The organism is Streptomyces sp. NPDC050145, assembly GCF_044460245.1.
Taxonomy (GTDB): Bacteria; Actinomycetota; Actinomycetes; order Streptomycetales; family Streptomycetaceae; genus Streptomyces.
The window spans coordinates 59,104-83,142 of record NZ_JBITJS010000005.1 but is presented as its reverse complement, the minus strand read 5'-3'; the positions used below and the strand labels follow the sequence as shown (position 1 = coordinate 83,142).

Genomic DNA, 24,039 nt, shown 5'->3' with positions numbered 1-24,039 from the left:
ATCGTAGGGACACTATCGTCCGCGAGCTGGAGGTGTCTGCCGGGTTCCACAGCGTGACCTCTACCTGTGCAGGAAACTCACGATTCCCGCCGAGATACCCTGGGCCGCCTTCTGCCGCCAGGAGCCGGACGTGAGCCTGCCCGCGTCCTGCGAGTCCCTCATGTTGCCGCATTCGATGAAGACCTTGGGCACCGTCGACAGGTTGAGTCCGCCCAGGTCGCTGCGGGTGTCCAGGCCGGTGCGGTCCCCTACGTAGTTCGACGGGCCCATGCCCGTGAACTGCACGAACTTGCCCACGATGCGCTCGCCGAGGTCCTTCGACGGGTCCACGATCGGGCGGGTGTCGGCGGCGCCCGCGTGCACGGATGCGGGAAGGATCACATGGAATCCGCGGTTGCCCTCGGCGGAGCCGTCCGCGTGCACGGAGACGACGGCGTCGGCGTGCGCCACGTTCCCGATCTGCGCCCGCTCGGTCACGCACGGGCCCCAGGCGCGGTCCCCGTCCTGCGTGAACTTCACCGTCGCGCCCTGCTGTTCGAGGATCGTCCGCGCCCTGCGCGCGACGTCCAGGGTGAACCGGGCCTCCGTGTAACCCGAGTTGGTGGACGTGCCCGTGGTGTCGCACTCCTTCGAGCCGTTGCCCACGTTCACGCTCTTGTTGATATCGGACGGGTGCGAGAAGTTTCCCGGATTGTGACCCGGGTCGATCACGACGACCTTGCCCTTGAGGGGGCCGGTGCCGCCGCCGGCGGGCTTGTGGGGCTTCTTCGACGCGGAGGCCGAGGCGGACGCTGAGGCGGACTTCGAGGGGGACTGCGAGGGCTTGCGCGACGCCCCCTCCTTCGACGGGGTCGGCGTCGCGCTCGACGAGGCGCCCGGCGCGGGCAGCACCTTCGGCGGCTCGCTCTCCCCGGGACCGCTCACCACCTGCCACACCATCCAGCCCGCCAGGGCCGTCGGCACCAGTGCGGCGAGCGCGACGAGCAGGGGTCGGCCACCGAAGCGACGGCCCTCCCTCGGGGCGTCGCTCCGGTAGAACTCGTCGAAGTCATCGGGGTCCGGGCCTACGTACGACACGCCCTAGACCCTAACCGTGACCTCAGAGTCCCGGGCCCGTTCGGCGCAGGACGCGCAGCGAGTCACATACCGAGACCTCGGTGAACGCGCCGGACTCCAGTGCCCTGAGGTACACGCGGTACGGGGCCTGGCCGGTCCACTCGTCGTGCTTGACGGGGAACACGTCGTGGATGAGCAGCAGCCCGCCCTCGGCGACGTGCGGCGCCCAGCCCTCGTAGTCCGCGGTGGCGTGCTCGTCGGTGTGGCCGCCGTCGATGAAGACGAGGCCGAGCTTCCCGCCCCACGCCTTCGCGACCCGCGGCGACTTCCCGACCAGCGCGACGACGTGGTCCTCCAGGCCCGCCGCGTGCAGCGTGCGCCGGAACGTCGGCAGCGTGTCCATCAGGCCGACGACCGGGTCGACGGTCTCCGGGTCGTGGTACTCCCAGCCCGGCTGCTGCTCCTCGCTGCCGCGATGGTGGTCGACCGTGAGGGCGCTCACGCCGGCCGCGCGGGCGGCGTCGGCGAGCAGGATCGTCGAACGCCCGCAGTACGTGCCGACCTCCAGGAGCGGCAGCCCGAGCGCCCCGGCCTCGACGGCGGCCGCGTACAGCGCGAGCCCCTCGTCGAGCGGCATGAACCCCTTGGCGCCCTCGAAGGCGGCGAGGACGTCGGCGGCGGGACGTGCGCTTGTGGTGGTCATGCCGCACATGCTGCCGCAAGCGGGTGTAGGGGCCCGCACCGGGGGCGCGGGCCCGCCCAGCTCTCCGGCTCCGTCGCGGCCGGCGATGACGGTGGGCGGCCAGTGGTACGCGGCGCCGGGTGCCGCCCGATCGGCCAGACCCCGTTCCCACCCACCCGCCCCCTCCGGGGGCGTCGGCCCGGCACCGGGGCGCGGCACAGCACGAATCAGCGGCTCCGCCGCGGGGCGAGATTCAGGCGAGGGCAGATGTGCCCCGTCAGGGGCGCGGGGAACTGCGCGACCAGCCACGATGGCGCTGTAGCCGGCGACGATCCTCAGGCCCTGCGGCGGCGGCGCTGGAGCCGAGGCCGACCGATTGGCGCATCCGGCGCCGGGGTGCCGCTTTGCCCACCCGTGCCGCCCCAGGCGGCAGACTGCCCAAGGCTAGGTCGACCGGAGGGCGTACCCGGAGTTGGGGTGCGGCCTCAAGGCGGGGGAGTCCGGAACCCGTGCCCAGGGCTGGGAGCGCTGCCCGAGGCCGGGCGCCGGGCCCGACGCCCCCGGAGGGCGCGGGTGGTGGGATATGGGGGCGGGCCAAGGGGGAGGCGCCGGGGGCGCTATTCATCCGGCTCCGGATACGGCCTCCACCGTAGGGCCGAACGCCGTCGCCGGTTACAGCGCCGTCGTGGCTGGTCGCGCCCACGCGGCGGAGCCGCATGTCGATACAGCCCCGCGCCCCTTGCGGGGCGCACTGGGTGCTGCCAGGTGCTGCCCGAGGCCTGGCGCTGGGCTGCCCCGCCGCCGGGCTCGTCAGCGGACCTGTTCCGTGAGGGGGGTCAGGGAGAGGTCCAGGGGGATCGGGTGCGGGGCGCCGGGGTGGGTGGCGGAGGAGGCGTGCGGGGCGTGGCCGGGGGCGGTCGCGGCCAGGACGTAGGCGCCGCCGTCCGGGACCGACAGGGAGTAGCTGCCGTCCGCGTCCGTGAGGGCCGCCCCCGCCTGCCGGCCGCGCCGGTCGATCAGGGTGACCTTGGCGCGGGGCAGCGGGACCCCGGCCGGATCGAGGACCCGGCCGCGGAACGCCGCGAGGGCCTCCTCGGCGCGGGCCAGACCCGCGTCCTCCTCGCTACTGGCCCGCAGCTGCACTGCCGCGGCGCGCCGCCCCGGCAGGAACACGGCGAGCACCACTCCGCCCACCACCGCACCGGTGGCGATCAGGAACGCGATGCGGAAGCCGTGCATCGTCGGGATCGCGGCGCCGCCGACGTGGTCCGCGGTGTTCGCGAGGACCATGCCGATGACGGCCGAGGACACCGAGGTGCCGATGGAGCGCATCAGGGTGTTCAGGCCGTTGGCCGCACCCGTCTCGGACGGGTCGACCGCGCCGATGATGAGCGCCGGGAGCGAGGAGTAGGCGAGGCCGATGCCCGCGCCGATCACGACCGAGATGATGATGGTCTGCCAGGCCGCGCTCATCAGGCCGAGCCCGGCTCCGTAGCCGACGGCGATGATCAGCATGCCGAGGATCAGCGTGATCTTCGGGCCGAAGCGGGCCGAGAGACGGGCGTACACCGGCGCGGTCAGCATCATGGTCAGGCCCAGCGGCGCCACGCACAGCCCCGCGACGACCATGGACTGGCCGAGGCCGTACCCGGTGGCGGTGGGCAGCTGCAGCAGCTGGGGCAGGACCAGGGAGATCGCGTAGAACGCGACGCCGACCATGATCGAGGCCAGGTTGGTGAGCAGCACCTCGCGGCGGGCGCTGGTGCGCAGGTCGACCAGCGGGGCCTTGCGGCGCAGCTCCATGACGCCCCAGCCGACGAGCACGACGAGGGCCGCGGCGAACAGGGCGAGGGTCGTCCCCGAGCCCCAGCCCCAGTCGCTGCCCTTGGTGATCGGCAGGAGCAGCAGGACCAGACCGGCGGAGAGACCGATGGCGCCCGCGAGGTCGAAACGGCCGGGGGCGCGCAGCGGGCTCTCCGGCACGAAGGCCAGGGTCAGCGCGATCGCGACGACGCCGAGACCGGCCGCGCCGAAGAAGAGGGCGTGCCAGTCGGCGTGCTGGGCGACGAGCGCGGCCAGCGGCAGCGCGAGACCGCCGCCGACGCCGATCGAGGACGACATCAGGGCCATCGCCGAACCGAGCTTCTCCGGCGGCAGCATGTCGCGCATCAGGCCGATGCCGAGCGGGATGGCGCCCATGGCGAAGCCCTGGAGGGCGCGCCCCGCGATCATCACGAGCAGGTTGTCGGTGAAACCGCAGACGAGCGAGCCGACGACCATGACGGCGAGACTGGCGAGCAGCATCCGCCGCTTGCCCGCGAGGTCACCGAGGCGCCCCATGATCGGGGTGGAGACGGCGCCGGCGAGCAGGGTGGCGGTCAGGACCCAGGTGGCGTCGGAGGGCGCGGTGTCCAGCAGCGTCGGCAGGTCCTTGATGACCGGGACGAGCAGGGTCTGCATGACGGCGACGACGATGCCGGTGAAGGCGAGGACGGGGACGATGCCGCCGGCACGGCGCGGCGAGGTCGTCGGTGGGGACATGGTCGTCGGTAGGGACATGAAGGAGGGCCTCCGGAGGCGTTCTCGGTCGAGCTGCGGGACGGCGGTGCTTCGGTGCTCCTGATCTCGGAGCGGCGGGACGGCGGATGCTGCGGGACGGCGGGTGCTTCGGGACGGCGGTGCTGCCGATGTCGGAAGAGCGGGGCGGCGGACCGGGTGTCACGCGGGAGCGTCACGCACACCGCTGTGCGTGACGCTTGCGTGTATCCCGAACCCGTTTCCTCGGGCGACTATTCCGACGATCTTCGTACGAGCCGGAAGCTTGACCTTTTCATTACGGACCCGGCGTGCGCCCGCCCCCGGTCCCGGCCGCCGGGATTTCTGACACAGCGTCAGATTGGGTCTTCCGCTCTACTGGAACGTGTTCTACCGTGCGCCGCATGGGCATCGCCATCACGCAGGAACAGCGGGAACTCGCGGACTCCGTGCGCGGCTGGATCGCGCGCGCCGTACCGCCCGACGAGGTGCGCAAACTGCTCGACGCCCCGGCCGCCCCGGGCGTCCGGCCCCCGCACTGGGACGGCCTCGCCGCCCAGGGCCTGCTCGGCCTGCACCTGCCCGAGGACAGTGGAGGCGGAGGCGGCACCCTGCTCGACCTCGCCGTGGCCGTCGAGGAGGCCGGCCGCGCCGCGCTGCCGGGCCCCTTCCTCGGCAGCGCCCTCGCGGCCGAGGTGCTGCGCCGGGCCGGGGAGCGCGAGCTCGCGGGCGCGCTGGCCGGCGGGGAGCGGATCGGCGCCGTCGCCTTCGGCTCTGGCGGGCTCACCGCCGTCACCGGACCCGACGGACTCGTCCTGGACGGCGCCGCGCCGCCCGTCCTCACCGGCGCCGACGCCGACCTCCTCGTCCTCGCCGCCGAGACCGCCGACGGCACCGTGTGGCTCGCCGTCGACGCCGCCACCCCCGGCCTCACCGTGCGCGCCCACGACAGCGCCGACCCGACCCGGCCCACCGCCGGGATCACCGCGAGCGGCGCCGCCGTCCCCGCCGACCGCGTCCTCGCCGTCGACGCCGGGCTCGTCCGCGACCTCGCCGCCGTACTGCTCGCCGCCGACGCGTGCGGCGGCGCCGCCTGGGCGCTGGCCACCGCCGCCGAGCATGCCAAGGTGCGCGAGCAGTTCGGGCGGCCCATCGGCCAGTTCCAGGGCGTCAAGCACCTCTGCGCCGACATGCTCGTCCGCGTCGAACAGGCCTGCGCGCTGGTGTGGGACGCGGCCCGCGCCCTGGGCGAGGAGCACACCGCCCCGGAGGCCGGGGCGCTCGTCGCCGCGCTCGCCGCCGGGACCGCCCTCGACGCCGCCTACACCTGCGCCAAGGACTGCATCCAGATCCTCGGCGGCACCGGCTTCACCTGGGAACACGACGCCCACCTCTACCTGCGCCGCGCCGTCGTCGCCCGGCAGCTCCTCGGCGCCGGCGACGCCCACCGGCTGCGCGCCGTCCGCCTCGCCGAGACCGGCGCCCGCCGCGAACTCCGCCTCGAGCTGCCCCCCGAGGCCCAGACCCACCGCGACAGCGCCCGCGCAGCGCTCGCCCCGGCCCACGGACTCGACCCGCGCGCCGCCCGCCGCGCGCTCGCCCCCACCGGATACGCCGCCCCGCACCTCCCGCCCCCGTACGGACTCGGCGCCGGACCCCTCCAGCAGCTCGCCGTGCAGCAGGAACTGGCGGCCGCCGGGATCAAACTCAGCGACCTCGGCATCGCCACCTGGGTCGTCCCCTCGCTCCTCTCCCACGGCACCCAGGAGCAGCGCGACCGCTATCTCGCCGCGACCCTGCGCGGGGAACTCCTGTGGTGCCAGCTCTTCTCCGAACCCGGCGCCGGATCCGACCTCGCGTCCCTGCGCACCCGCGCCGAGCGGCTGCCCGACGGGCGCTGGCGGATCAACGGGCAGAAGGTGTGGACGAGCGCCGCCCAGTGGGCCGACCACGGCATCCTGCTGGCCCGCACCGACCCCGACGCCCCCAAGCACAAGGGGCTCACGTACTTCCTCGTCGACATGAAGAACACGGAAGGCATCGACGTCCGCCCGCTGCGCGAGATCACCGGCGACGCCCTCTTCAACGAGGTGTACTTCGACGACGCCGTCCTGCCCGCCGACGCGGTGGTCGGCGAGGTCGACGACGGCTGGCGGGTCGCCCGGCACACCCTGGGCAACGAACGCGTCCACATGGCCGACCAGTTGACCTTCGACACCGGTCTGGAGGCCCTGCTCGCGCGGGCCGGCGATCTCGACGGCTCCTACCGGGCCCGGATCGGCTCGCTCGCCGCCCAGGCCCACGCGCTCGCCTGCATCGGGCTGCGCACGACGCTCCAGCAGGTCGCGGGGGAGGGGCCCGGGCCCGGCGCCTCCGTCCGCAAACTCGTCCAGACCCCGCACCAGCAGCAGGTCGCCGAACTGGCCCTCGAACTCCTCGGCCCCGCGGGCGCGTTGCGCGAGGGACCCGGGCAGCGGGCCCTGCACGGCTTCCTGATGTCCCGCTGCCTCACGATCGCGGGCGGCACGACACAGGTGCAGCTCAACGTGGTGGCGGAACGGATCCTGGGCCTGCCCCGCGACTGAGGTCCTAGGTGTGGGTGGCGGTGTGGGTGGCGAACACCTCCCGCACCGCCGCCAGGTCCACCGGCCGCTCGTAGTACTCCTGCGCCCAGTCGCGGAACGCCTCCGGGGTGCCGTCGACGAGCAGGCGGAGCAGCCAGGCCGCGCCGTCGCCGTCCGGCTCGCCCTCCGGGAAGGTGATGTCGCCCGTGTGCCAGCGGGAGTCGCCGGTCTCGCGCCAGATGCAGGCGGTCACGAGCGGGATGTGCTCGTCGTTGAACGCCGGCTCGTCCACGTACCGCCGGAAGACGTCCGGGACGGAGTCGAGCACGCCGGGCCACGGCTCCTCGTCGTCGGTCGTGTACGGGCTCATCCACGACTCGTGGTCGAAGACCCGTATGTAGACCCCGGCGGGCGAGAAGACCACCGCGGCGTCGTCGCCCGACCCGTTGACCACGAGGAGCACGTCCTCCCCGGCGCCGCCCCAGCCGGTCTCGTACGCGTAGTAGGTGTACCTGCCCGACGGGTTGACCATGGCCTCCGCCGCCGCGACGGCGCGGCAGCGGGCGCGGAGGGTCGGGATGTCGGGCAGTCGGCAGGCCACGTCAGGTGCGCTCATGAGCAGATTCCAGCACGGGCCACTGACAGCGGCCCGGGGCGGAAAGTGACGCCCGCTCCGGCGGTCGACCGGCGACTGGGAGCGGCATGATGGGCCCATGTCCGCAACGCCCGTGTCCGAGACACCCGCAAGCGCCCCGCGAGGGACCCGAACGGGCCGCCCCCGCGTCACCTCGCGCGAGCAGATCGTCGCGGCGGCCCGCCGGCTCATCGACGAGGACGGCTGGGAGAAGCTCTCCATGCGCCGGCTCGCCGCGGAGCTCGGCATCGGCGCGACGACCCTCTACCACCACATCGAGGGCAAGGACGACCTCCTCGTCCTCCTCCTCAACCACTACGTCGAGCAGGTCGAGCGCCCGGCCCTGCCCGACGACCCGCGTGACCGCGTCGTCGCCGCCGCCCTCGCGATGCACGACGCGCTCGCGGCCTGGCCCTGGGCCGCGGAGATCCTCACCGCCGACGGCTTCGTCGGCCTGCTCGACGAGTCGGCGCTGTGGATGGTCGAGGCCGTCCTCGCCGCCGCCCAGGACCACGGCTGCACCCCGGACCGATCCGTCGAGGTCTTCCGGCACCTCTGGTACTACACGGTCGGCGAGATCCTCGTCCGCGCCCACTCCCCGCACCGCCGCGCCGACCGCACCCCGGCCGCCTTCCGCGCGACCTTCGACGCCGGCCGGGTCCCGCACCTCGCCGACGTCGCCCCCCGCTGGGCCGCACTCACCGCCCGCGACACCTACCCCGAGGGGCTGCGGACCTTCGTCGACGGCCTGCTGGGGCCGGCCGGGGCCTGAGCGGGCCGGGCCGTCAGGCCGCCGGGCGCTGGAAGACGACCTCCGGGTTCGCGGCCGAGGGGCCGTCGAGCAGCGGGGCGGACCGGCCCCGCAGATGGCGGTCGAAGAAGGCGGCCACGTACGCGCTGGTGATCTGCCAGCTCCGCGTGCCCGACAGCGGCACCGACGGGTCCGGCAGGCCGAGCCGCTCCGCCACGTAGGGCAGGTCGGTGAACGTGTAGTGCCCGGAGCCGGTGACCGTCAGCCACCGCTTCCAGCCGTCGAGGCGGGACCAGGCGGCGGGCCAGTCCGTGCCCGGTGAGCCCGGGGCGTGGGTGCCCGCGGTGCCCATCATCAGGAACGGGCGCCGGCCGAGCCCGGCACCAGGCTCGGGCAGGTAGAAGTCGCCGTCGAGGTTCACCCCCGCCCGTACGCGGTCGTCGGCGGCCATCGTCGCCGCCGCGGACGCGCCCCCGATCGAGTGCCCGGCGGCCCCGACCCGCCGGAAGTCGATCATGCGGGACACGGCGCCCGCCCGGTGCGGATCCGCCAGCTCGTCGAGCACGAAGGACAGGTCGGCGGCCCGGTTCCGTACGGCGGCCACCCGTGCCACCGGGTCGTTGTCGACCGGCTCGCACGCCGCGCAGGGCAGGATGCGGTGCCCCGGATACTCGGTGCCGACCGACTCGTACGCGTGGTCCACCGTCGCGACGACGTAGCCGCGACTGGCGAGCTCGTCGGCGAGCGAGGTCAGCGTGGTGCGCGGCATCGAGAAGCCCGGCGAGAGCAGGACCAGGGGGAAGCGCCCCGGCGCGGGAGCCGCCGACAGGTACGCGTGCGTGCGCGTCCCGGCGACCGTCTCGGCCCGCACCAGACCGCCGAGCCCGCGCGCCTTCAGCAGGAGCCGCGCCTCGTCGACGGTCATGTACGGCGCGGCCGCGCCCCGGGCGGACCGGGCCGGATAGGACAGGGACACCATCAGCTCCCGCCCCTGCGCTGTCGGCATCCAGAGGTCCTGACGGCTGCGGTCGACGAGATGCAGCGTGCGGCGCCCCACGGGGTGCGCACCGCCGGGAACCGGCAGTTCCGGTACGACGGCGTCCGGCGCCGGGGCGGACGCGTAGATCCCCGCGGACGGCGACGGAGACGGCGACGGTGACGCGGACGCGGACGCGGCGGCCGGGAGGAGCGGCACGGACAGGGCGAGGGCGAGGGCCACGGTCACGGCGGACCGGCGTGAACTGATCGTCATGCAGAGGAAGTTAGGGCCTGGAGCGGGCCGGGTCGTCGGCGCACGGGGGGACATCCGCGTAGTACCACGGGCCGACCACCGCCGCCCGGACGGCACCCCGGGCCCACGGGCGGCGCCGCCACGGGCGGCGGCACCGGCCGGGCCGTATCGTCGCACCCGTGGAGCTCAGACACCTCACCGGATTCGTCGCCGTCGCCGAGGAACTGCACTTCGGGCGGGCCGCCGAGCGGCTGCACATCGCCCAGTCGCCGCTGAGCCAGCAGATCCGGCTGCTGGAGCGGGACCTCGGGGTGCGGCTCTTCGAGCGCACCACCCGGACCGTGCGGCTCACCTCCGCCGGACAGGCACTCGTCGAGCCGGCCCGGCGGCTGCTCGCCGACGCCGCCGCCCTGCGTCGCACCGTGCGCGCCGCCCAGCTCGGCGAGACCGGCCGGGTCACCGTCGGCTTCGGCGGCGCCAGCGCCTACGCCGCGCTGCCCGCCCTGACCCGCGCCGTGAACGCCGAACTCCCCGGCGTGGAGCTGGTCCTGGAGGGCCAGATCTTCACCGGCGAGGCACTCGCCCGGCTCACCGACGGCACCATCGACCTCGGCGTCGCCGCCCTGCCCGTACGCCGCGGCATCACCGCCCGCGTCGTCCGCGCCGAGCCCCTCGTCTGCGCTCTCCCCGAGGACCATCCGCTCGCTGCCCGGGACGGGGTGACCTTTGCCGACCTCGCCGACGAGCGCGTCGTCACCTTCCCCGTCGCCCGCGGCTCCGCCGTCCGGGAGGCCATGGTGCAGGGCTGCCACGACGCCGGGTTCGCCCCGCGCATCGCGCAGGAGGCCCCGGACTCGTACAACCTGCTCGCCCTGGTCGGCGCCGGGGTCGGGGTCGCCGTCGTCGTCGGCTCCGCGCGCTCGATCCACCTGGAGCACGTGGTGTTCCGGCCACTGGTCGGCGCGGGCGTGCCCGTCCTGCCGATCGCGCTCGCCTGGCGCACCGGCAACGACAGCGCCGCCCTCGCCGCCGTCCTGGAGATCGCCGAGCGCGTGCTCCCGACTCCGGCGGATTATGTGGCGTAGCGGCACACTGCGGTCCGGAATCGGTCTTGGACAGCACTTAATCCCCGGGGCAGAGTGAACGCCATGCCCGATCCGCAGCCGCAGCAGCCCCAGACGCAGGTACGGCAGCCCGCCGTGCCGCTCGCCGGGATCAAGGTCGTCGACCTGTCCAAGATCCTCGCGGGGCCGTACGCCACCATGTCCCTCGCCGACCTCGGCGCCGACGTGACCAAGGTCGAGCACCCCGAGGGCGGCGACCCGACCCGCCGCTGGGGCCCGCCGTTCCAGGGCGAGGACGCCACGTACTACCTCGCCGCGAACCGCAACAAGCGCTCCGTCACCCTCGACCTCAAGTCGGCCGACGGGCAGGCGGCCGTGCACCGGATGCTCGCCGACGCCGACGTCCTCGTGGAGAACTTCCGCCCCGGCAGCAGCCTCGCCCGCCTCTTCGACTACCGCGAACTCACCGCCCGCTACCCGCGCCTGGTCGTCCTGCACATCTCCGCCTTCGGCGAGAGCGGCCCGCTGCGCGACGAGCCCGGCTACGACATGGTCGCCCAGGCCGCCGCCGGCCTCATGTCCCTGACCGGCGAGACGGACGGCCCGCCCGTCAAGGCGGGCTTCGCGATGGGCGACCTCGGCGCCGCCCTCTTCGGCCTCATCGGCATCACCTCCGCCCTCGTCGAACGCGCCCGCACCGGACGCGGCCAGTACGTCACGACGTCCCTGTACGAGACCCAGCTCGCCCTGCACGCCAACTGGGCCACCGCCCACTTCGCCACGGGGGAGCGGCCGACCCGGCTCGGCTCCGGGCACCCGAGCCTCGTCCCGTACCAGGCCTACGAGGCGTCCGACGGGCACTTCGTGATCGCCGTCGGCAACGACGCGCTGTTCCGCCGCCTCGGCGAGGCGCTCGGCCTCGACTCTCTCGCCGACGACCCGCGCTACGCGACGAACGCCGCCCGCGTCGTCAACAGGGCCGACCTGAACGAGCAGTTGGGCCGTGTCCTGAAGGGCGACACCGTCGCCGGCTGGTGCGAGCGGCTCAAGGCGGCGGGCGTGCCCGCCGCCGCCATCCGCCACCTCGACGAGGTCTACGCCTGCCCGCAGACCGAGGCGCTCGGCATGGTCCAGGAGGTGGACCATCCCACCGCCGGGCGCTTGCGCCAGGTCGCTTTCCCTGTGAGTTTCGACGGCGTACGCCCCGCCGTACGCACCGCACCGCCCCTGCTCGGCCAGCACGACGACGACGACCGTAACCAGTAGTGATCAGCAAGGAGTCTGAGACCCTCATGGCGTTCCCCGCACTCGACCCCGTCGACCCGCTGAACCTCGAAGCCCTCCTCACCGACGAGGAGCGCGCCGTGCGCGACACCGTGCGGCAGTACCTCGACGACAAGGTCGAGCCGCACATCGCCGAGTGGTTCGAGAGCGGCGAGATGCCCACGCTGCCCGAACTCGCCCGCGAGTTCGGCAAGATGGGCCTGCTCGGCATGCACCTGGAGGGCTACGGCTGCGCGGGCATGTCGGCCCGCGCGTACGGCATCGCCTGCCGGGAGCTGGAGGCCACCGACTCCGGCCTGCGCTCCTTCGTGTCCGTGCAGGGCTCCCTCGCCATGTTCGCCATCCACCGCTTCGGCTCGGAGGAGCAGAAGCAGGAGTGGCTGCCGCGGATGGCCTCCGGCGAGGCCATCGGGTGCTTCGGTCTGACCGAGCCCGACCACGGCTCGGACCCCGCGTCCATGACGACGCGGGCCCGGCGCGACGGGGACGACTGGATCCTCGACGGCCGCAAGATGTGGATCACGAACGGGTCGGTGGCCGCCGTCGCCGTCGTCTGGGCGCAGACCGAGGACGGGGTCCGCGGCTTCGTCGTGCCGACGGACTCGCCCGGCTTCTCCGCGCCGCTCATCAAGCACAAGATGTCGCTGCGGGCCTCGGTGACCAGTGAGCTGGTGCTCGACGGGGTACGGCTGCCCGCCTCGGCCCGGCTGCCCGAGGCGCGGGGTGTCGGTGCGCCGCTGACCTGCCTGAACGAGGCCCGATACGGCATCGTGTGGGGCGTCACGGGTGCGGCCCGTTCGGCCTGGCAGTCGGCGCGCGACTACGCCCTTCAGCGGGAGCAGTTCGGCAAGCCGATCGCCGCGTTCCAGCTCACGCAGCAGAAGCTCGTCGACATGGCGCTCGAACTTCACAAGGCGACGCTGACCGCGCTGCACCTCTCGGCGCTGAAGGACTCGGACGCGGGTGTCCACCCGGCCCAGATCAGCTTCGGCAAGCTGAACAACGTCCGCGAGGCCATCGAGATCTGCCGCACCGCCCGTACGATCCTCGGCGCCAACGGGATCTCCCTCGAGTACCCCGTGATCCGCCACGCCAACAACCTCGAATCGGTCCTCACCTACGAAGGCACCACGGAGATGCACACCCTGTCCCTGGGCCAGGCCCTGACGGGTCACGCCGCGTTCCGCTGACCGGGGTTCGCCCCTGCCGTCGGGCCCGCGCCGCCATCGCGGCCGCGGCCTGGCAGGGCCTGACCGCGCAGTTCTTCGCGCCCCGCCCCGGGGGACTCCCGCCCCAGGGCACTCCCCGCCCCAGGGCACTTCCCGCCCCAGGGCACTCCCCGCTCCGGGGGGCTCCCACCCCGGCGCCTCACGCCTCCGGCGCGGGGAGCGTCTCTCGTAGCCCGCCCCCTTCTCCCACCCACCCGCCCCCTCCGGGGGCGTCGGCCCGGCGCCCGGCCTCGGGCAACACCCCAGTCCCGGCCCGCGTTCCAGTTCTCAGGTCCGCACTCCGGCACCGGCTACGGCGCCCCGCCGTAGGGGCCGAACATCATCGTCGACCATCGCGCCGTCGTGGTTGCTCGCGCAGTTCCCCGCGCCCCTTACGGGGCGCACCTGCTCCTGCCGGCGCCTTGATCGCGCTCACGCGGCGGAGCCGCACATCGAAACAGCCCCGCGCCCCTTACAGGGCACGCCTGCTCTCGCCTTGATCGCGCTCACGCGGCGGAGCCGCTGATTCGCCCAGCCCCGCACCCCGGTGCCGGGCCGACGCCCCCGGAGGGGGCGGGTGGGTGGGAGCGGGGCTGGGCCAGTGACGGTCGCGACCCCGTGGTGGAGTCGCACATCGGCGCCGGGGATGGAGGGGACGGCCCCTCTCGCGGTGCGGGCCCCTTCACATGCGGGCCCCGGGGTGTCAGTATCTGACGGTCCGTCAGGTGCTGGGAGTCGGGAGGGGACCGTAGCCATGAAGTCGTACATAGTCGGCGTCGGCATGACCAAGTTCGAGAAGCCGGAGAGTCGCGACTGGCAGTACTGGGACATGGCGAAGGAGGCGGGGGAGGCCGCGCTCGCCGATGCCGGGGTCGCGTACGAGGACGTGCAGCAGGTGCCCGTCGGATACTGCTTCCAGGCGTCGACGGCCGGCCAACGGGCCGTCTACGAACTCGGGTTGACCGGCATCCCGGTCTACAACGTCAACAACAACTGCGCGACGGGCTCGAGCGCCCTGATGCTCGCCCGCCAGTTCGTCGAGAGCGGCGTCAACGACTGCGTCCTCGCCCTCGGCTTCGAGAAGATGCAGCGCGGGGCGCTGGGGGGAGGAGCCGACGGCGGGGACTTCAAGACCTCACCCGTCGCCCGTCACTACGGCATCATGGCCGCCCGCCACGGCTTCGAGATGAGCCCGCCCACCGCCCAGATCTTCGGCGACGCGGCCCGCGAGCACATGGAGAAGTACGGCACGACCGCCGCCCAGCTCGCCGCCGTCGGCGCCAAGAACCACCGCCACTCGGTGAACAACCCCTACGCCCAGTTCCAGGACGCGTACACCGTCGACGAGGTCCTCGCCGCGAAGACGATCCACCAGCCGCTCACCAAGCTCCAGTGCTCCCCGACCTCCGACGGCGCCGCAGCGGCCGTCGTCGTCTCCGAACGCTTCGTGGAGGAGCGGGGGCTGGGGGACAAGGCCGTCGAGATCGTCGCCCAGGCCATGACCACCGACACCGAGGAGTCCTTCGCGTCCGGCTCCTGCATCGACGTCGTCGGGCAGCCGATGTCCCGCGAGGCCGCCCGCCAGGTCTACGCCGCGTCCGGCCTCGGCCCCGAGGACCTCGACGTCATCGAGCTCCACGACTGCTTCTCCATCAACGAACTCCTCACCTACGAGGCCCTAGGCCTGTGCGACCCCGGCGAGTCCGGCAAGCTCGTCGAGTCCGGCGCCACGACGTACGGCGGCCGCTGGGTGGTCAACCCGTCGGGCGGACTGATCTCCAAGGGCCACCCGCTCGGCGCCACCGGCATCGCCCAGGCCGCCGAACTCACCTGGCAGCTGCGCGGCACCGCCGGCGCCCGCCAGGTCGAGGGCGCCCGCGTCGGACTCGCCCACAACATCGGCCTCGGCGGCGCCGCGGTCGTCACCCTCCTGCGCCGCCCCTGACCCGCGGCAGGCCTCAGGCCGCCCCGGGCCACTCGTCGGCGAGGGCCGCCATCAGCACCGCGTCCCGCCATCGCCCGTCCCACCGTTCGGCCTGGCGCCGTACGCCCTCGACGACGAAACCGGCCTTCGCGTACACATGCAGGGCCCGCTCGTTGTCCGCGTACGCCTCCAGCTGGATCCGGTGCAGCCCGGCCGACTCGAACGCGTACCGGACGACGAGCCGCAGGGCCTCCGAGCCGAGCCCGCGGCCCCGCCCGCGCGCCCCGATCGCCGTACGGAACGTGGCGCAGCCGTGCTCCGGCTCCCACTCGTTGAGGACGACCTCGCCGACCAGCTCGCCCGTCGCCCGGTCCGTCACGGCCAGGTCGAGCCGGTCGGTCTGCGCGGCGCGCGAGCCGTACCAGGCGCGCAGCCGCTCCAGGGTGAACGTGCCGCCGCTCGTGAACCGTTCGACCTCCGGGTCGGTGACGACCCCGGCCATCACGACCGCGTCCTCCTCGGTGAACGGGCGCAGCAGCACCTTCTCGCCGGTCAGTACGGGTTTGTGGGTGAAGGCGGTCTCCGCCGGCGTCGTCATCCGGTGCATTCTGGTCGAGGCGGCGCGGGCCCGGCCACAGAATTACGACCGACCCCGCGCGCCGGGCTCAGTCGTCCAGCTCGCACTCGAGGTCCTCGCGCAGCTCCTCCAGGCGCGTCTCCCAGAAGTCGGAGAACTCCGGGCCCAGACGCAACCGGTTGAGCACCGCGGTCAGTTCGTCCAGGCCGTCCAGTGCCGCCCGCGGCTCCGCGTCCTCGAACTTGCGCCGGTACAGGGTGACCACCCCGAGCGCGATCAGGAACTCGGGGACCGAGTCCGCCGCGTAGCCGCCGTAGCCCGCCGCGTGGTCCCAGCCGTCCGGGTCGTAGACCTCGACGGTGCCGGAGTCGCCCGACACCATCAGGTGCAGCACGCCCCACATACCGATGCAGTACGAGTAGCGGCTCGGCGGCGAGTCGTCGTCGGGGTAGCGCTCGCCGAACAGTTCGTCCGGGTCCGCCTCCCACATGCCCTCCTCGGGCAGCTTCGCCGAGTCGTAGTCGACGGCCTCGGGCCGTACCGCCGGGACGCCGATCTCGGTGAGGAAGGCCCGGGTCGGCTCGTGGGTCAGCGCGGCGGGCAGGCCGGCGGGGGAGGGGCGCCACAGGCTGCCCGCGCCGAAGCAGGACTCCAGCCAGGCGGCGCTGGGCTTCCCGGCGGACAGTTCGGGGAGTTCGGAGAGTTCGGAGAGTTCGGGGAGTTCCGAGGGTTCGGTGGTGGAGATCATCGAGTCACCCTAAGGACGCGCCCGCCGGGGCCGGGACCTAGGTCCCGGGACGTATGACCTGAGACCCGTCACAGGTGCACCGAAATCCTGATGTACGGGGCGTCGGCGGCCTGGGACCATGACACCCATGCTGCGAACGCCCGCCGGCTCCACCGGCTCCGAGACCGAGATACGCGCGGCCAGGCCCACCCCGCCCGCCTGGCTCGTCGTGGCCGTGGCCTGCGCCGGACAGTTCCTCGTCGTCCTCGACGTGTCCGTCGTGAACGTCGCCCTCCCTTCCATGCGCACGGACCTCGGGCTGAGCGCCGGCGGCCTGCAGTGGGTCGTCAACGCGTACTCGATCGCCTTCGCCGGTTTCATGCTGCTCGGCGGCCGGGCCGGCGACCTCTACGGACGCAAGCGGATGTTCCTCGTCGGGCTCGGCCTGTTCACGCTGGCCTCCCTCGGCGGCGGGCTCGCCCAGGAGGGCTGGCAGCTGCTCGTCGCCCGCGCCGTGCAGGGCCTGGGCGCCGCCGTCCTCGCCCCCTCCACCCTGACCCTGCTCACCGCCGCCGTGCCCGAGGGCGCCGCGCGCGCCCGCGCCATCGCCACCTGGACCGCCGTCGGCGCGGGCGGCGGGGCCGCGGGCGGACTCGTCGGCGGCGTGCTCACCGAGGCGCTCGACTGGCGCTGGGTCCTGCTGATCAACGTGCCGCTGGGCGCCGTCGTCCTCGCGGCCGCCGCCCGCTGGATCCGGGAGTCCCGGGCCGGCGGCACCCGCCGGCTCGACCTGCCCGGCGCGGTGCTCGTCACCGCCGGCACGGCCGTCCTCGCGTACGGCATCGTGCAGACCGAGGCGGAGGGCTGGGGCGCGGCCGGCACGCTCGTGCCGCTGGCGGCCGGCGTGCTGCTCATCGCGGCGTTCCTCGTCGTCGAGGCCCGTACGAAGGTGCCGCTGATGCCGCTCGCCCTGTTCCGGGTGCGGACCGTGGCCGTCGCCAACGCGGCGATGTTCGTGTGCGGCAGGGCAGTTTCGCCATGTGGTTCTTCATGACCCTCTACGCGCAGAACGTGCTCGGGTACACCCCGATCGAGGCCGGACTCGCCCTCGTGCCCAGCTCCCTCGCGGTCGTCGCCGGCTCCAAGCTCGCGCCGCGCCTGATGCGCAGGATCGGGGCGCGGAACGTGGCCGCGCTCGGCGTCGCCGTCACCGTCGCCGGATTCTTCTGGCAGTCGACCATGACGGAGCACGGGGTGTACGTGACGACGATCATGCTGCCCGGGATCCTGATGATGGCCGGCGCCGGGCTCGCCATGACACCGCTCGCCTCGCTGGCCACGTCGGGGGCGGCGGCCGCGGACGCGGGGCTCGTCTCCGGGCTGGTCAACACGTCCCGCACGTTGGGCGGGGCGTTGGGGCTCTCGGTGCTGTCGACCGTCGCGGCGAGTCGCTCCGCGGGTCGGTCGGATCCGGCGGGGCTCACGCATGGGTATGCGGGGGCGTTCCTCTGGGGCGGGTCCATATTGCTGGTGGCGCTGGTGATCCTGATCGCGGGGCTGTCGGGAGGGCGCGGCAAGGCGTCTGCCCAGTAGCTGTCGCGTTGCCGGGTGCGCGCTTCGTCGTGGCTGGTCGCGCAGTTCCCCGCGCCCCTGAGATGCGCACTCCGTGCGCGATCTCAGCGGGCGCTGGCGCATCGGGGAAATGCGCCCGAAGGGCATGCATTTCAGGGGCGCGGGGAACTGCGCGACCAGCCCCCACCGGCCCGCAGCCGCCGACGGTCAGAGCCACCCCCGCTGCCGCGCCTCCCGCACCGCCTCCATCCGATTCCGCGTCCCGGTCTTGCCGATGGCCGACGAAAGATAGTTGCGCACCGTCGACTCCGACAGGTGCAACTTCCCGGCGATGTCGGAGACGGTCGCACCATCCACGGACGCGCGGAGCGCATCCGCCTCGCGCGCCGTCAAAGGGCTGGGCCCCGCCGAGAGCGCGGCCGCGGCGAGCGCCGGGTCCACCACGGTCTCCCCGCGGAGCACCGCCCGGATCGCCTCGGCGAGTTCCTCCACCGGCCCGTCCTTGACGAGGAACCCGGCGGCGCCCGCCTCCATGGCCCGCCGCAGATACCCGGGCCGCCCGAACGTCGTCAGGATGAGCACCCGACAGTCGGGCACCTCCTCGCGCAGGTCCGCCGCCGCGTCGAGCCCGCTGCGGCCCGGCAGTTCGATGTCCAGGAGCGCCACGTCGGGCCGGCACTCCAGGGCCTTGTCGACGATGACGTCACCGGCCGCGACCTGCGCCACGACCTCCAGATCCGGCTCCAGGCCGAGCAGCAGCGCCAGCGCGCCCCGCATCATGCCCTGGTCCTCGGCGAGCAGCACCCGCACGCTCTTGGCGGGCCGGTGGTCCTGCGGCATCTCGGTCACAGGGGAGAGATTACGGGCCCGGGGCGCGCCCGGCGCGTTCAAGCCCGCTCGGCGAGCGCCGCGTCCGGCGTCGACTCCGGTTCACCGGCCGGGAGTTCGGCCCGTACGACGAACCCGCCGCGCGGACCGGGCCCGGCCTCCAGCGAACCGCCCGCCGTCGCGAGCCGCTCGGCGAGCCCCTTGAGCCCGGTCCCGCCGACGGCGCCCGGCGCGGGGGCCGCCTCGCCCACCCCGTCGTCGGAGACCCGCAACCGCACCCGCTCGCCCGTACTGTCGACGGTGATGGTGCAGCGCTCGGCCCCGCTGTGCCGTACCGCGTTGGTGACCGCCTCCCGCACGACCCAGCCGAGCAGCGCCTCGTTCTGCGCGGACAGCGGCGCCCCCGACTGCCGTACGACGGGCTCGATGCCGGCCGCGGTGAGCGCCGAGCGGGCCCGGTCCAGTTCGGTGGCGAGGCTGCCCTCGCGGTACCCGGTGACGGCCTCGCGGATCTCGGTGAGCGCCTGCCGGCCGACCGCCTCGATGTCGGAGACCTGCTCCAGGGCCGCGTCGAGACCGTGCGGGGCGAGCCGCCGGGCCGCCTCCGCCTTCACGACGATCACCGACAGGGTGTGCCCGAGCAGATCGTGCAGGTCGCGCGAGAAGCGCAGCCGCTCCTTCTCCACGGCCTGCCGCGCCAGTTCCTCGCGGGCCGCCCGCAGTTCCCGTACGGCCTCGGACAGGGACAGGATCGCGGCGGTCACCATCGTCGACAGGAACGTGCCGTACGCGACGCCGATCGCGCCCCAGCCGTCGCGCAGTCCGGCGACCACCGCCGACAGGACGGTCAGCGCGAGGCCGATCCTGCCCAGGTGCGGGCCCCGGGCGACCGCGCCGACGGCGAGGCCGAGCAGCGGGAAGAACGCCAGCCAGCTGCCCCCGTAGACGCTGACGAGACCGCAGGTCAGGAGCGTCATGACGACGAGCGCCAGGCGGGTCGACAGAGCCTTGCGGGTCTGTGGCCGGAACGCGCGGAACACCACGAAGATGTAGAGGGAGTTGAAGGTCAGCAGACCCAGGCCGCCGATGACCGGGTCGGTGGTCCTGTCCTGGAACAGGTTGGACAGGGCGCCCATGCCCATGAGCAGCCAGGGCAGCAGGGCGAAGCCGTTGGGCGCGGGGGCCATCTCCTCCGGCGGCCGGCCCTCGCCCTTGGCCCGCCGCTCGGCCTTCACGCGCCGGTGCTCCTCCTTCGCGTACGCGTGCTCCGTCTTCCACACGTCCAGCGAGCGCCGCCACGCGGTCCAGCCCTGTCGGATTCTCGTCCCGGCCATGTCTCTGACTCCCCGTCCCGATCAGATGGTGCGCGCGGCCCTGCGGTACGAGACCACAGCGTACGAACCGAAGGCCAGCAGCCAGGCGGTCAGGACGGCGAGCGCCGCGAGCGAGGGCGCGTGCCCGTCGGCGACGGCCGTGCCGAGCTGCGAGAAGCGGTTGGTGGGCGTGAAGGAGGAGACCCGCTGGAGCCAGTCCGGGAACAGGGTCACCGGGAACCACAGGCCGCCGAGGACCGCGAGGCCCAGATAGCAGAGCATGTTGATGCCGCCCATGGCCTGCGAGGTCATCCGGTAGCCGTTGCCGAGGCCCAGCATCGTGAACGGCAGCGAGCCCAGCCACAGCACGAGCGCGATCACCGGCCACTTCCACCAGTCGAGCCGCACCCCGTTGACCAGCGCGCCGGCCAGCATCACCGCCGTGATGGCGGGCAGCACCGTCACCGCGCCGGTCAGGGCGCGCCCGATCACGCCCTGACGCGGGGTCATCGGCGTGATCCGCAGTTGCCGCAGCCAGCCGATCGCCCGGTCCTCGGCGACCCCGCCCGCCGTGTTCAGCGCCGCGCCGAGCGCCCCGTAGGCCGCCATGCCGATCATCGAGCCGGTCTTCCAGGTGCCGTCCACGTCACCGAGGTTGGTGAACAGCAGGTACATCATCACCGGCATCGCGACCGAGCCGATCACGAACCGGCCGTCGCGCAGGGTGCGCCGCACTTCGAGCCGCAGGTAGTCCCACATGTCACACACGCTCCAGGTCGCGGGGGTCCGCGGTCAGCGCCATGAAGGCGTCGTCGAGGGAGGCCGGTGCGACCTCCAGGTTCCGTACGGCGTCCAGCGCGGCCAGCGCCATGACCGTCGCGTCCGGGTCCTCGGTGCGCAGCCGGGCCCGCTCGCCCGTCACCTCGACGGACACGACGCCCGGCAGCAGCGCGAGGCCCTCCGTGCCGCGCCCGGCCAGGTCGAAGCAGACCAGGCTGCCGCCGGCCGCCCGGCGCAGCTCCTCGCCCGTGCCGTCGGCCACCACCCGGCCGTGGTCGATCACCACGATCCGGTCCGCGTGCGCGTCGGCCTCCTCCAGGTAGTGCGTGGAGAACAGGACCGTGTGGCCGCGCCGCGCGTACGCCCGCATCGACGCCCAGAAGGCGTGCCGCGCCTCCACGTCGAGGGCGGCGGTCGGCTCGTCGAGGACGATCAGCGCCGGGTTCCCGGCGAGCGCCACCGCGAAGCGGACCCGCTGCGTCTGACCGCCCGACAGCTTGTCGACCCGGCGGCCGGCCAGCTCCTCGATCCCGGCCAGGCGCAGCGCCTCGCCCACGTCCATCGGGTCCGGGTAGCGCCCGGCCACGAAGGAGACCAGCTCGCCGACCGTGACCCGGGGCACCGCCTTGCCCTCCTGGAGCATCGCACCCACCCGGCCGGCCCGCACCGCGTCCTGCGGCGCCCCGCCGAACAGTTCCACCCGGCCCGCGTCCGGCTCGTCCAGGCCGAGCAGCAGGGAGATGGTGGTGGACTTGCCCGCGCCGTTGCGGCCGAGCAGCGCGACCGTCTCGCCGGGCGCGATGGCCAGGTCGAGCCCTGCCACGGCCCTGACCTCGCCGAACGTCTTGACGGCCCCCGTGAAGGACACGGCGGGCGCGGGGCCCGGGCCGGTGTGCGTCGTCTTCGTCGTCATGTCCGAGACGCTACGGATCCGGGGTGGTCCGGCGGCAGATCCGCTTGTCCGGACATCGGCAGTACAAATGTCACGGCCCCCGCGCGGCACAGTTTCTGACGCCACGTCAGAAATGCGGGCCTCGGCCCTTCCCAACATCCGCCGCCTTGGCTATACATGAGGATCGCCGGACAGAATGAAACAGGTTCTAGATCCGGCCCCTGACGACCTCGGCGCGACCGACGGTGCGGACGGCCGCGCCGAGGTCTTTCACCACCCGCACCACCAAGCACCACCCGTACGAGACGTACGACGTGAGGAGCGCTCGCCCCATGCCCATCGACGCCGCGAAGGCCGTAGCCGCCGAGCCCCGGTCCGCCGAGATCACCTGGGACCACAAGGACATCCAGCTCTACCACCTGGGCCTCGGTGCCGGCATCCCCGCCACCGACCCCGACGAGCTGCGCTACACCCTCGAGTCGAAGCTGCACGTCCTGCCCAGCTTCGCGACCGTCGCGGGCGCCGGCATGGGGGTCGTCGGCGGCCTGTCCAGCCCCGGGGTCGAGGTCAACCTCGCCCACGTGCTGCACGGCGGCCAGACCATCGAGGTGCACCGCCCGATCCCCGTCAAGGGCAGGGCGACCACCACCTCCCGCGTCGCCGCCGTCTACGACAAGACCAAGGCCGCCGTCCTCGTGCTGCGCTCCGAGGTCGCCGACGAGGACGGCCCGCTGTGGACCAGCGACGCGCAGATCTTCGTCCGCGGCGAGGGCGGCTTCGGCGGCGAGCGCGGACCCTCCGAGCGACTGGAGGTCCCGGACCGCGCGCCGGACCGCACCGTCGACCGGCCCATCCGCGAGGAACAGGCCCTCCTCTACCGCCTGTCCGGCGACTGGAACCCGCTGCACGCGGACCCCGAGTTCGCCAAGCTCGCCGGCTTCGACCGGCCCATCCTGCACGGCCTGTGCTCGTACGGCATGACGCTCAAGGCCGTCGTCGACCACGCGCTCGGCGGCGACGTCTCCCGCGTCACCCGCTACAGCACGCGCTTCGCCGGTGTCGTCTTCCCCGGCGAGACGCTGCGCGTGCGGATGTGGCAGGAGCCCGGCCGGGTCCAGGTGACGGTCTCGGCGGTGGAGCGGGACGAGGCGCCGGTCCTCGCGGACACCCTCATCGAGCACAGCTGACCGAGCACAGCTGACAGAAGGCATCCGTACCCCACCGGTACTCAGGCGAAGGAGCCGCACCCATGCGAGCAGCCGTACTGCACGAGATAGGCCAGGACAAACTCGAGGTACTGGACGACGTCGAGGCGGTCGGCTTCGGTCCGGGCAAGGTGAAGATCCGGGTACGGGCGACCGGCCTGTGCCACTCCGACGTGTCCGCGATGAACGGGGTGCTGCCGCAGCCCGCCCCGTTCATCCCCGGCCACGAGGGCGCCGGCGAGATCCTCGACGTCGGCGACGGCGTCACCCACGTCAAGCCCGGCGACCGCGTCCTCATGTGCTGGCTGCCCTCCTGCGGCGCCTGCCCCGCCTGCAAGCGCGGCCAGACCCAGCTGTGTCTCGCCGGGTTCATGAACGCGGGCACGCCCAACTTCAAGCGGCCCGGCGGCGACGTGTTCGGCTTCGCCGGGACCGGGACCTTCGCGGAGGAGGTCGTCGTCGACGCCGGGTGCGCCGTGCCGATCCCCGACGACGTGCCCTTCGACATCGCCGCGCTCATCGGGTGCGGAGTGACGACCGGGCTCGGCGCCGCGGTCAACACGGCGGACGTGGAGGCCGGTTCGTCGGTCGCGGTCATCGGCTGCGGCGGCGTCGGCATCTCGGCGATCCAGGGGGCGCGGCTCAAGGGCGCGGCCCAGATCGTGGCGGTCGACCCGGTCGCCTCGCGGCGGGAGGCGGCGCTCAGGTTCGGGGCGACGGAGGCGGTCGCGCCGGACGAGCTCGCGGACGCCAAGCAGCGGATCACGGCGGGGGAGGGCTTCGACTACGTCTTCGAGGTCGTCGGCAAGTCGGCCACGGCCCGGACGGCGTACGAGACGACCCGCCGCGGCGGCACCCTCGTCGTCGTCGGCGCCGGCGCCCTCGACGACTTCCTCCAGCTCAACATGTTCGAGCTCTTCTTCGACGAGAAGCGGATCCTGCCCTCCATGTACGGCGGCGGCGACGTCCTCACGTCCTACGAGCGCGCCATCGCCCTCTGGCGCGCGGGCCGCATCGACCTGGCCTCCCTCATCACCCACCGCGTCCCCCTGACGGACATCAACGAGGCCCTGACCCAGATGCGCACGGGAGTAGCCCTGAGGACCTGCATCGAGCTGTAGCAACCCTCGAAGCTGCAACGCCCCTGAGATGCCACCCGAAGGGTGTGCATCTCAGGGGCGCGGGGAACTGCGCGGCCAGCCCCCACCGGGG

The 24,039-nt window shown here is 73.5% G+C and carries 19 protein-coding genes and 1 pseudogene; 9 read left to right on the top strand and 11 right to left on the bottom strand.

Features of this window, described 5'->3' with window-relative positions; genetic code table 11:
- Positions 1-60 precede the first annotated feature (60 nt).
- The 3 genes from ACIBTU_RS11860 to ACIBTU_RS11850 form a co-directional block, all read right to left on the bottom strand.
- Positions 61-1,077, bottom strand: coding sequence for an N-acetylmuramoyl-L-alanine amidase (locus ACIBTU_RS11860; protein ID WP_399125884.1), 1,017 nt, complete (start codon positions 1,075-1,077; stop codon positions 61-63).
- Between the two features lie 22 nt (positions 1,078-1,099).
- The gene (locus ACIBTU_RS11855; RefSeq protein ID WP_399125882.1) at positions 1,100-1,768 is read right to left on the bottom strand and encodes a class I SAM-dependent methyltransferase; all 669 of its coding nucleotides are present in this window, start codon (positions 1,766-1,768) and stop codon (positions 1,100-1,102) included.
- 780 nt (positions 1,769-2,548) lie between these two features.
- Positions 2,549-4,297: an MFS transporter gene (locus tag ACIBTU_RS11850; RefSeq protein WP_399125881.1), complete on the bottom strand. Its 1,749-nt coding sequence runs from the start codon at positions 4,295-4,297 to the stop codon at positions 2,549-2,551.
- Between the two features lie 380 nt (positions 4,298-4,677).
- Here ACIBTU_RS11850 and ACIBTU_RS11845 point away from each other — a divergent pair, with 380 nt between their 5' ends.
- Complete coding sequence (locus ACIBTU_RS11845) at positions 4,678-6,858, top strand: acyl-CoA dehydrogenase (protein WP_399125880.1); 2,181 nt, start codon at positions 4,678-4,680, stop codon at positions 6,856-6,858.
- Positions 6,859-6,862: 4 nt separating this feature from the next.
- Here the strand turns inward: ACIBTU_RS11845 and ACIBTU_RS11840 are convergent, their stop codons facing one another.
- Positions 6,863-7,453: a hypothetical protein gene (locus ACIBTU_RS11840; RefSeq protein ID WP_399125878.1), complete on the bottom strand. Its 591-nt coding sequence runs from the start codon at positions 7,451-7,453 to the stop codon at positions 6,863-6,865.
- Between the two features lie 97 nt (positions 7,454-7,550).
- Here ACIBTU_RS11840 and ACIBTU_RS11835 point away from each other — a divergent pair, with 97 nt between their 5' ends.
- Positions 7,551-8,243, top strand: a complete 693-nt coding sequence (locus ACIBTU_RS11835) for a TetR/AcrR family transcriptional regulator (protein WP_399125877.1) — start codon at positions 7,551-7,553, stop codon at positions 8,241-8,243.
- Between the two features lie 13 nt (positions 8,244-8,256).
- Here ACIBTU_RS11835 and ACIBTU_RS11830 read toward each other — a convergent pair whose 3' ends face one another.
- Entirely contained in the window at positions 8,257-9,474 is a 1,218-nt protein-coding gene (locus tag ACIBTU_RS11830) for an alpha/beta hydrolase family protein (protein ID WP_399125876.1), read from the bottom strand.
- A gap of 158 nt (positions 9,475-9,632) precedes the next feature.
- Between ACIBTU_RS11830 and ACIBTU_RS11825 the strand changes: the two genes are divergently transcribed.
- The 4 genes from ACIBTU_RS11825 (at position 9,633) to ACIBTU_RS11810 (ending at position 14,954) form a co-directional block, all read left to right on the top strand.
- Positions 9,633-10,538 (top strand): LysR family transcriptional regulator, encoded by a 906-nt coding sequence (locus tag ACIBTU_RS11825; protein WP_399125875.1) that lies wholly within the window; start codon positions 9,633-9,635, stop codon positions 10,536-10,538.
- 63 nt (positions 10,539-10,601) lie between these two features.
- Positions 10,602-11,783: a CaiB/BaiF CoA transferase family protein gene (locus tag ACIBTU_RS11820; protein ID WP_399125874.1), complete on the top strand. Its 1,182-nt coding sequence runs from the start codon at positions 10,602-10,604 to the stop codon at positions 11,781-11,783.
- Positions 11,784-11,809: 26 nt separating this feature from the next.
- The gene (locus ACIBTU_RS11815) at positions 11,810-12,991 is read left to right on the top strand and encodes an acyl-CoA dehydrogenase family protein (RefSeq protein ID WP_399125873.1); all 1,182 of its coding nucleotides are present in this window, start codon (positions 11,810-11,812) and stop codon (positions 12,989-12,991) included.
- Between the two features lie 772 nt (positions 12,992-13,763).
- Positions 13,764-14,954 carry a lipid-transfer protein gene (locus ACIBTU_RS11810; RefSeq protein ID WP_399125872.1) on the top strand — a complete coding sequence of 397 codons (1,191 nt, stop codon included), beginning with the start codon at positions 13,764-13,766 and terminating at the stop codon, positions 14,952-14,954.
- Positions 14,955-14,967: 13 nt separating this feature from the next.
- On the opposite strand, the gene ACIBTU_RS11805 is transcribed toward ACIBTU_RS11810, so the two are convergent.
- Both ACIBTU_RS11805 and ACIBTU_RS11800 read right to left on the bottom strand, forming a co-directional pair.
- Positions 14,968-15,531 carry a GNAT family N-acetyltransferase gene (locus ACIBTU_RS11805; protein WP_399125871.1) on the bottom strand — a complete coding sequence of 188 codons (564 nt, stop codon included), beginning with the start codon at positions 15,529-15,531 and terminating at the stop codon, positions 14,968-14,970.
- A gap of 67 nt (positions 15,532-15,598) precedes the next feature.
- Complete coding sequence (locus tag ACIBTU_RS11800) at positions 15,599-16,258, bottom strand: SUKH-4 family immunity protein (RefSeq protein ID WP_399125870.1); 660 nt, start codon at positions 16,256-16,258, stop codon at positions 15,599-15,601.
- A gap of 118 nt (positions 16,259-16,376) precedes the next feature.
- Here ACIBTU_RS11800 and ACIBTU_RS11795 point away from each other — a divergent pair.
- Positions 16,377-17,830 (top strand): annotated as a pseudogene (locus ACIBTU_RS11795) (MFS transporter).
- A gap of 186 nt (positions 17,831-18,016) precedes the next feature.
- Here ACIBTU_RS11795 and ACIBTU_RS11790 read toward each other — a convergent pair.
- The 4 genes from ACIBTU_RS11790 to ACIBTU_RS11775 are packed head-to-tail and all read right to left on the bottom strand — an operon-like array spanning position 18,017 to position 21,643.
- Complete coding sequence (locus ACIBTU_RS11790) at positions 18,017-18,649, bottom strand: response regulator (RefSeq protein WP_399126219.1); 633 nt, start codon at positions 18,647-18,649, stop codon at positions 18,017-18,019.
- Positions 18,650-18,696: 47 nt separating this feature from the next.
- Positions 18,697-19,971, bottom strand: coding sequence for a sensor histidine kinase (locus tag ACIBTU_RS11785; RefSeq protein ID WP_399125869.1), 1,275 nt, complete (start codon positions 19,969-19,971; stop codon positions 18,697-18,699).
- Positions 19,972-19,992: 21 nt separating this feature from the next.
- Complete coding sequence (locus ACIBTU_RS11780; RefSeq protein WP_399125867.1) at positions 19,993-20,709, bottom strand: ABC transporter permease; 717 nt, start codon at positions 20,707-20,709, stop codon at positions 19,993-19,995.
- A 1-nt stretch (position 20,710) separates the two neighbouring features.
- Entirely contained in the window at positions 20,711-21,643 is a 933-nt protein-coding gene (locus tag ACIBTU_RS11775) for an ATP-binding cassette domain-containing protein (protein WP_399125866.1), read from the bottom strand.
- Between the two features lie 311 nt (positions 21,644-21,954).
- Between ACIBTU_RS11775 and ACIBTU_RS11770 the strand changes: the two genes are divergently transcribed.
- Together ACIBTU_RS11770 and ACIBTU_RS11765 are read left to right on the top strand one after the other, a co-directional pair.
- Positions 21,955-22,809, top strand: a complete 855-nt coding sequence (locus ACIBTU_RS11770) for a MaoC/PaaZ C-terminal domain-containing protein (RefSeq protein ID WP_399125865.1) — start codon at positions 21,955-21,957, stop codon at positions 22,807-22,809.
- Between the two features lie 62 nt (positions 22,810-22,871).
- Positions 22,872-23,948 (top strand): Zn-dependent alcohol dehydrogenase, encoded by a 1,077-nt coding sequence (locus ACIBTU_RS11765; protein WP_384629788.1) that lies wholly within the window; start codon positions 22,872-22,874, stop codon positions 23,946-23,948.
- Positions 23,949-24,039 lie beyond the last annotated feature (91 nt).

Coding starts and splice junctions, on each gene's coding strand:
- ACIBTU_RS11785 (WP_399125869.1), bottom strand. CDS start 19,971: ATGGCCGGGACGAGAATCCGACAGGGCTGGACCGCGTGGCGGCGCTCG.
- ACIBTU_RS11805 (WP_399125871.1), bottom strand. CDS start 15,531: ATGACGACGCCGGCGGAGACCGCCTTCACCCACAAACCCGTACTGACC.
- ACIBTU_RS11770 (WP_399125865.1), top strand. CDS start 21,955: ATGCCCATCGACGCCGCGAAGGCCGTAGCCGCCGAGCCCCGGTCCGCC.
- ACIBTU_RS11815 (WP_399125873.1), top strand. CDS start 11,810: ATGGCGTTCCCCGCACTCGACCCCGTCGACCCGCTGAACCTCGAAGCC.
- ACIBTU_RS11790 (WP_399126219.1), bottom strand. CDS start 18,649: ATGCCGCAGGACCACCGGCCCGCCAAGAGCGTGCGGGTGCTGCTCGCC.
- ACIBTU_RS11835 (WP_399125877.1), top strand. CDS start 7,551: ATGTCCGCAACGCCCGTGTCCGAGACACCCGCAAGCGCCCCGCGAGGG.
- ACIBTU_RS11775 (WP_399125866.1), bottom strand. CDS start 21,643: ATGACGACGAAGACGACGCACACCGGCCCGGGCCCCGCGCCCGCCGTG.
- ACIBTU_RS11840 (WP_399125878.1), bottom strand. CDS start 7,453: ATGAGCGCACCTGACGTGGCCTGCCGACTGCCCGACATCCCGACCCTC.
- ACIBTU_RS11800 (WP_399125870.1), bottom strand. CDS start 16,258: ATGATCTCCACCACCGAACCCTCGGAACTCCCCGAACTCTCCGAACTC.
- ACIBTU_RS11810 (WP_399125872.1), top strand. CDS start 13,764: ATGAAGTCGTACATAGTCGGCGTCGGCATGACCAAGTTCGAGAAGCCG.
- ACIBTU_RS11830 (WP_399125876.1), bottom strand. CDS start 9,474: ATGACGATCAGTTCACGCCGGTCCGCCGTGACCGTGGCCCTCGCCCTC.
- ACIBTU_RS11765 (WP_384629788.1), top strand. CDS start 22,872: ATGCGAGCAGCCGTACTGCACGAGATAGGCCAGGACAAACTCGAGGTA.
- ACIBTU_RS11780 (WP_399125867.1), bottom strand. CDS start 20,709: ATGTGGGACTACCTGCGGCTCGAAGTGCGGCGCACCCTGCGCGACGGC.
- ACIBTU_RS11855 (WP_399125882.1), bottom strand. CDS start 1,768: ATGTGCGGCATGACCACCACAAGCGCACGTCCCGCCGCCGACGTCCTC.
- ACIBTU_RS11850 (WP_399125881.1), bottom strand. CDS start 4,297: ATGTCCCTACCGACGACCATGTCCCCACCGACGACCTCGCCGCGCCGT.
- ACIBTU_RS11820 (WP_399125874.1), top strand. CDS start 10,602: ATGCCCGATCCGCAGCCGCAGCAGCCCCAGACGCAGGTACGGCAGCCC.
- ACIBTU_RS11845 (WP_399125880.1), top strand. CDS start 4,678: ATGGGCATCGCCATCACGCAGGAACAGCGGGAACTCGCGGACTCCGTG.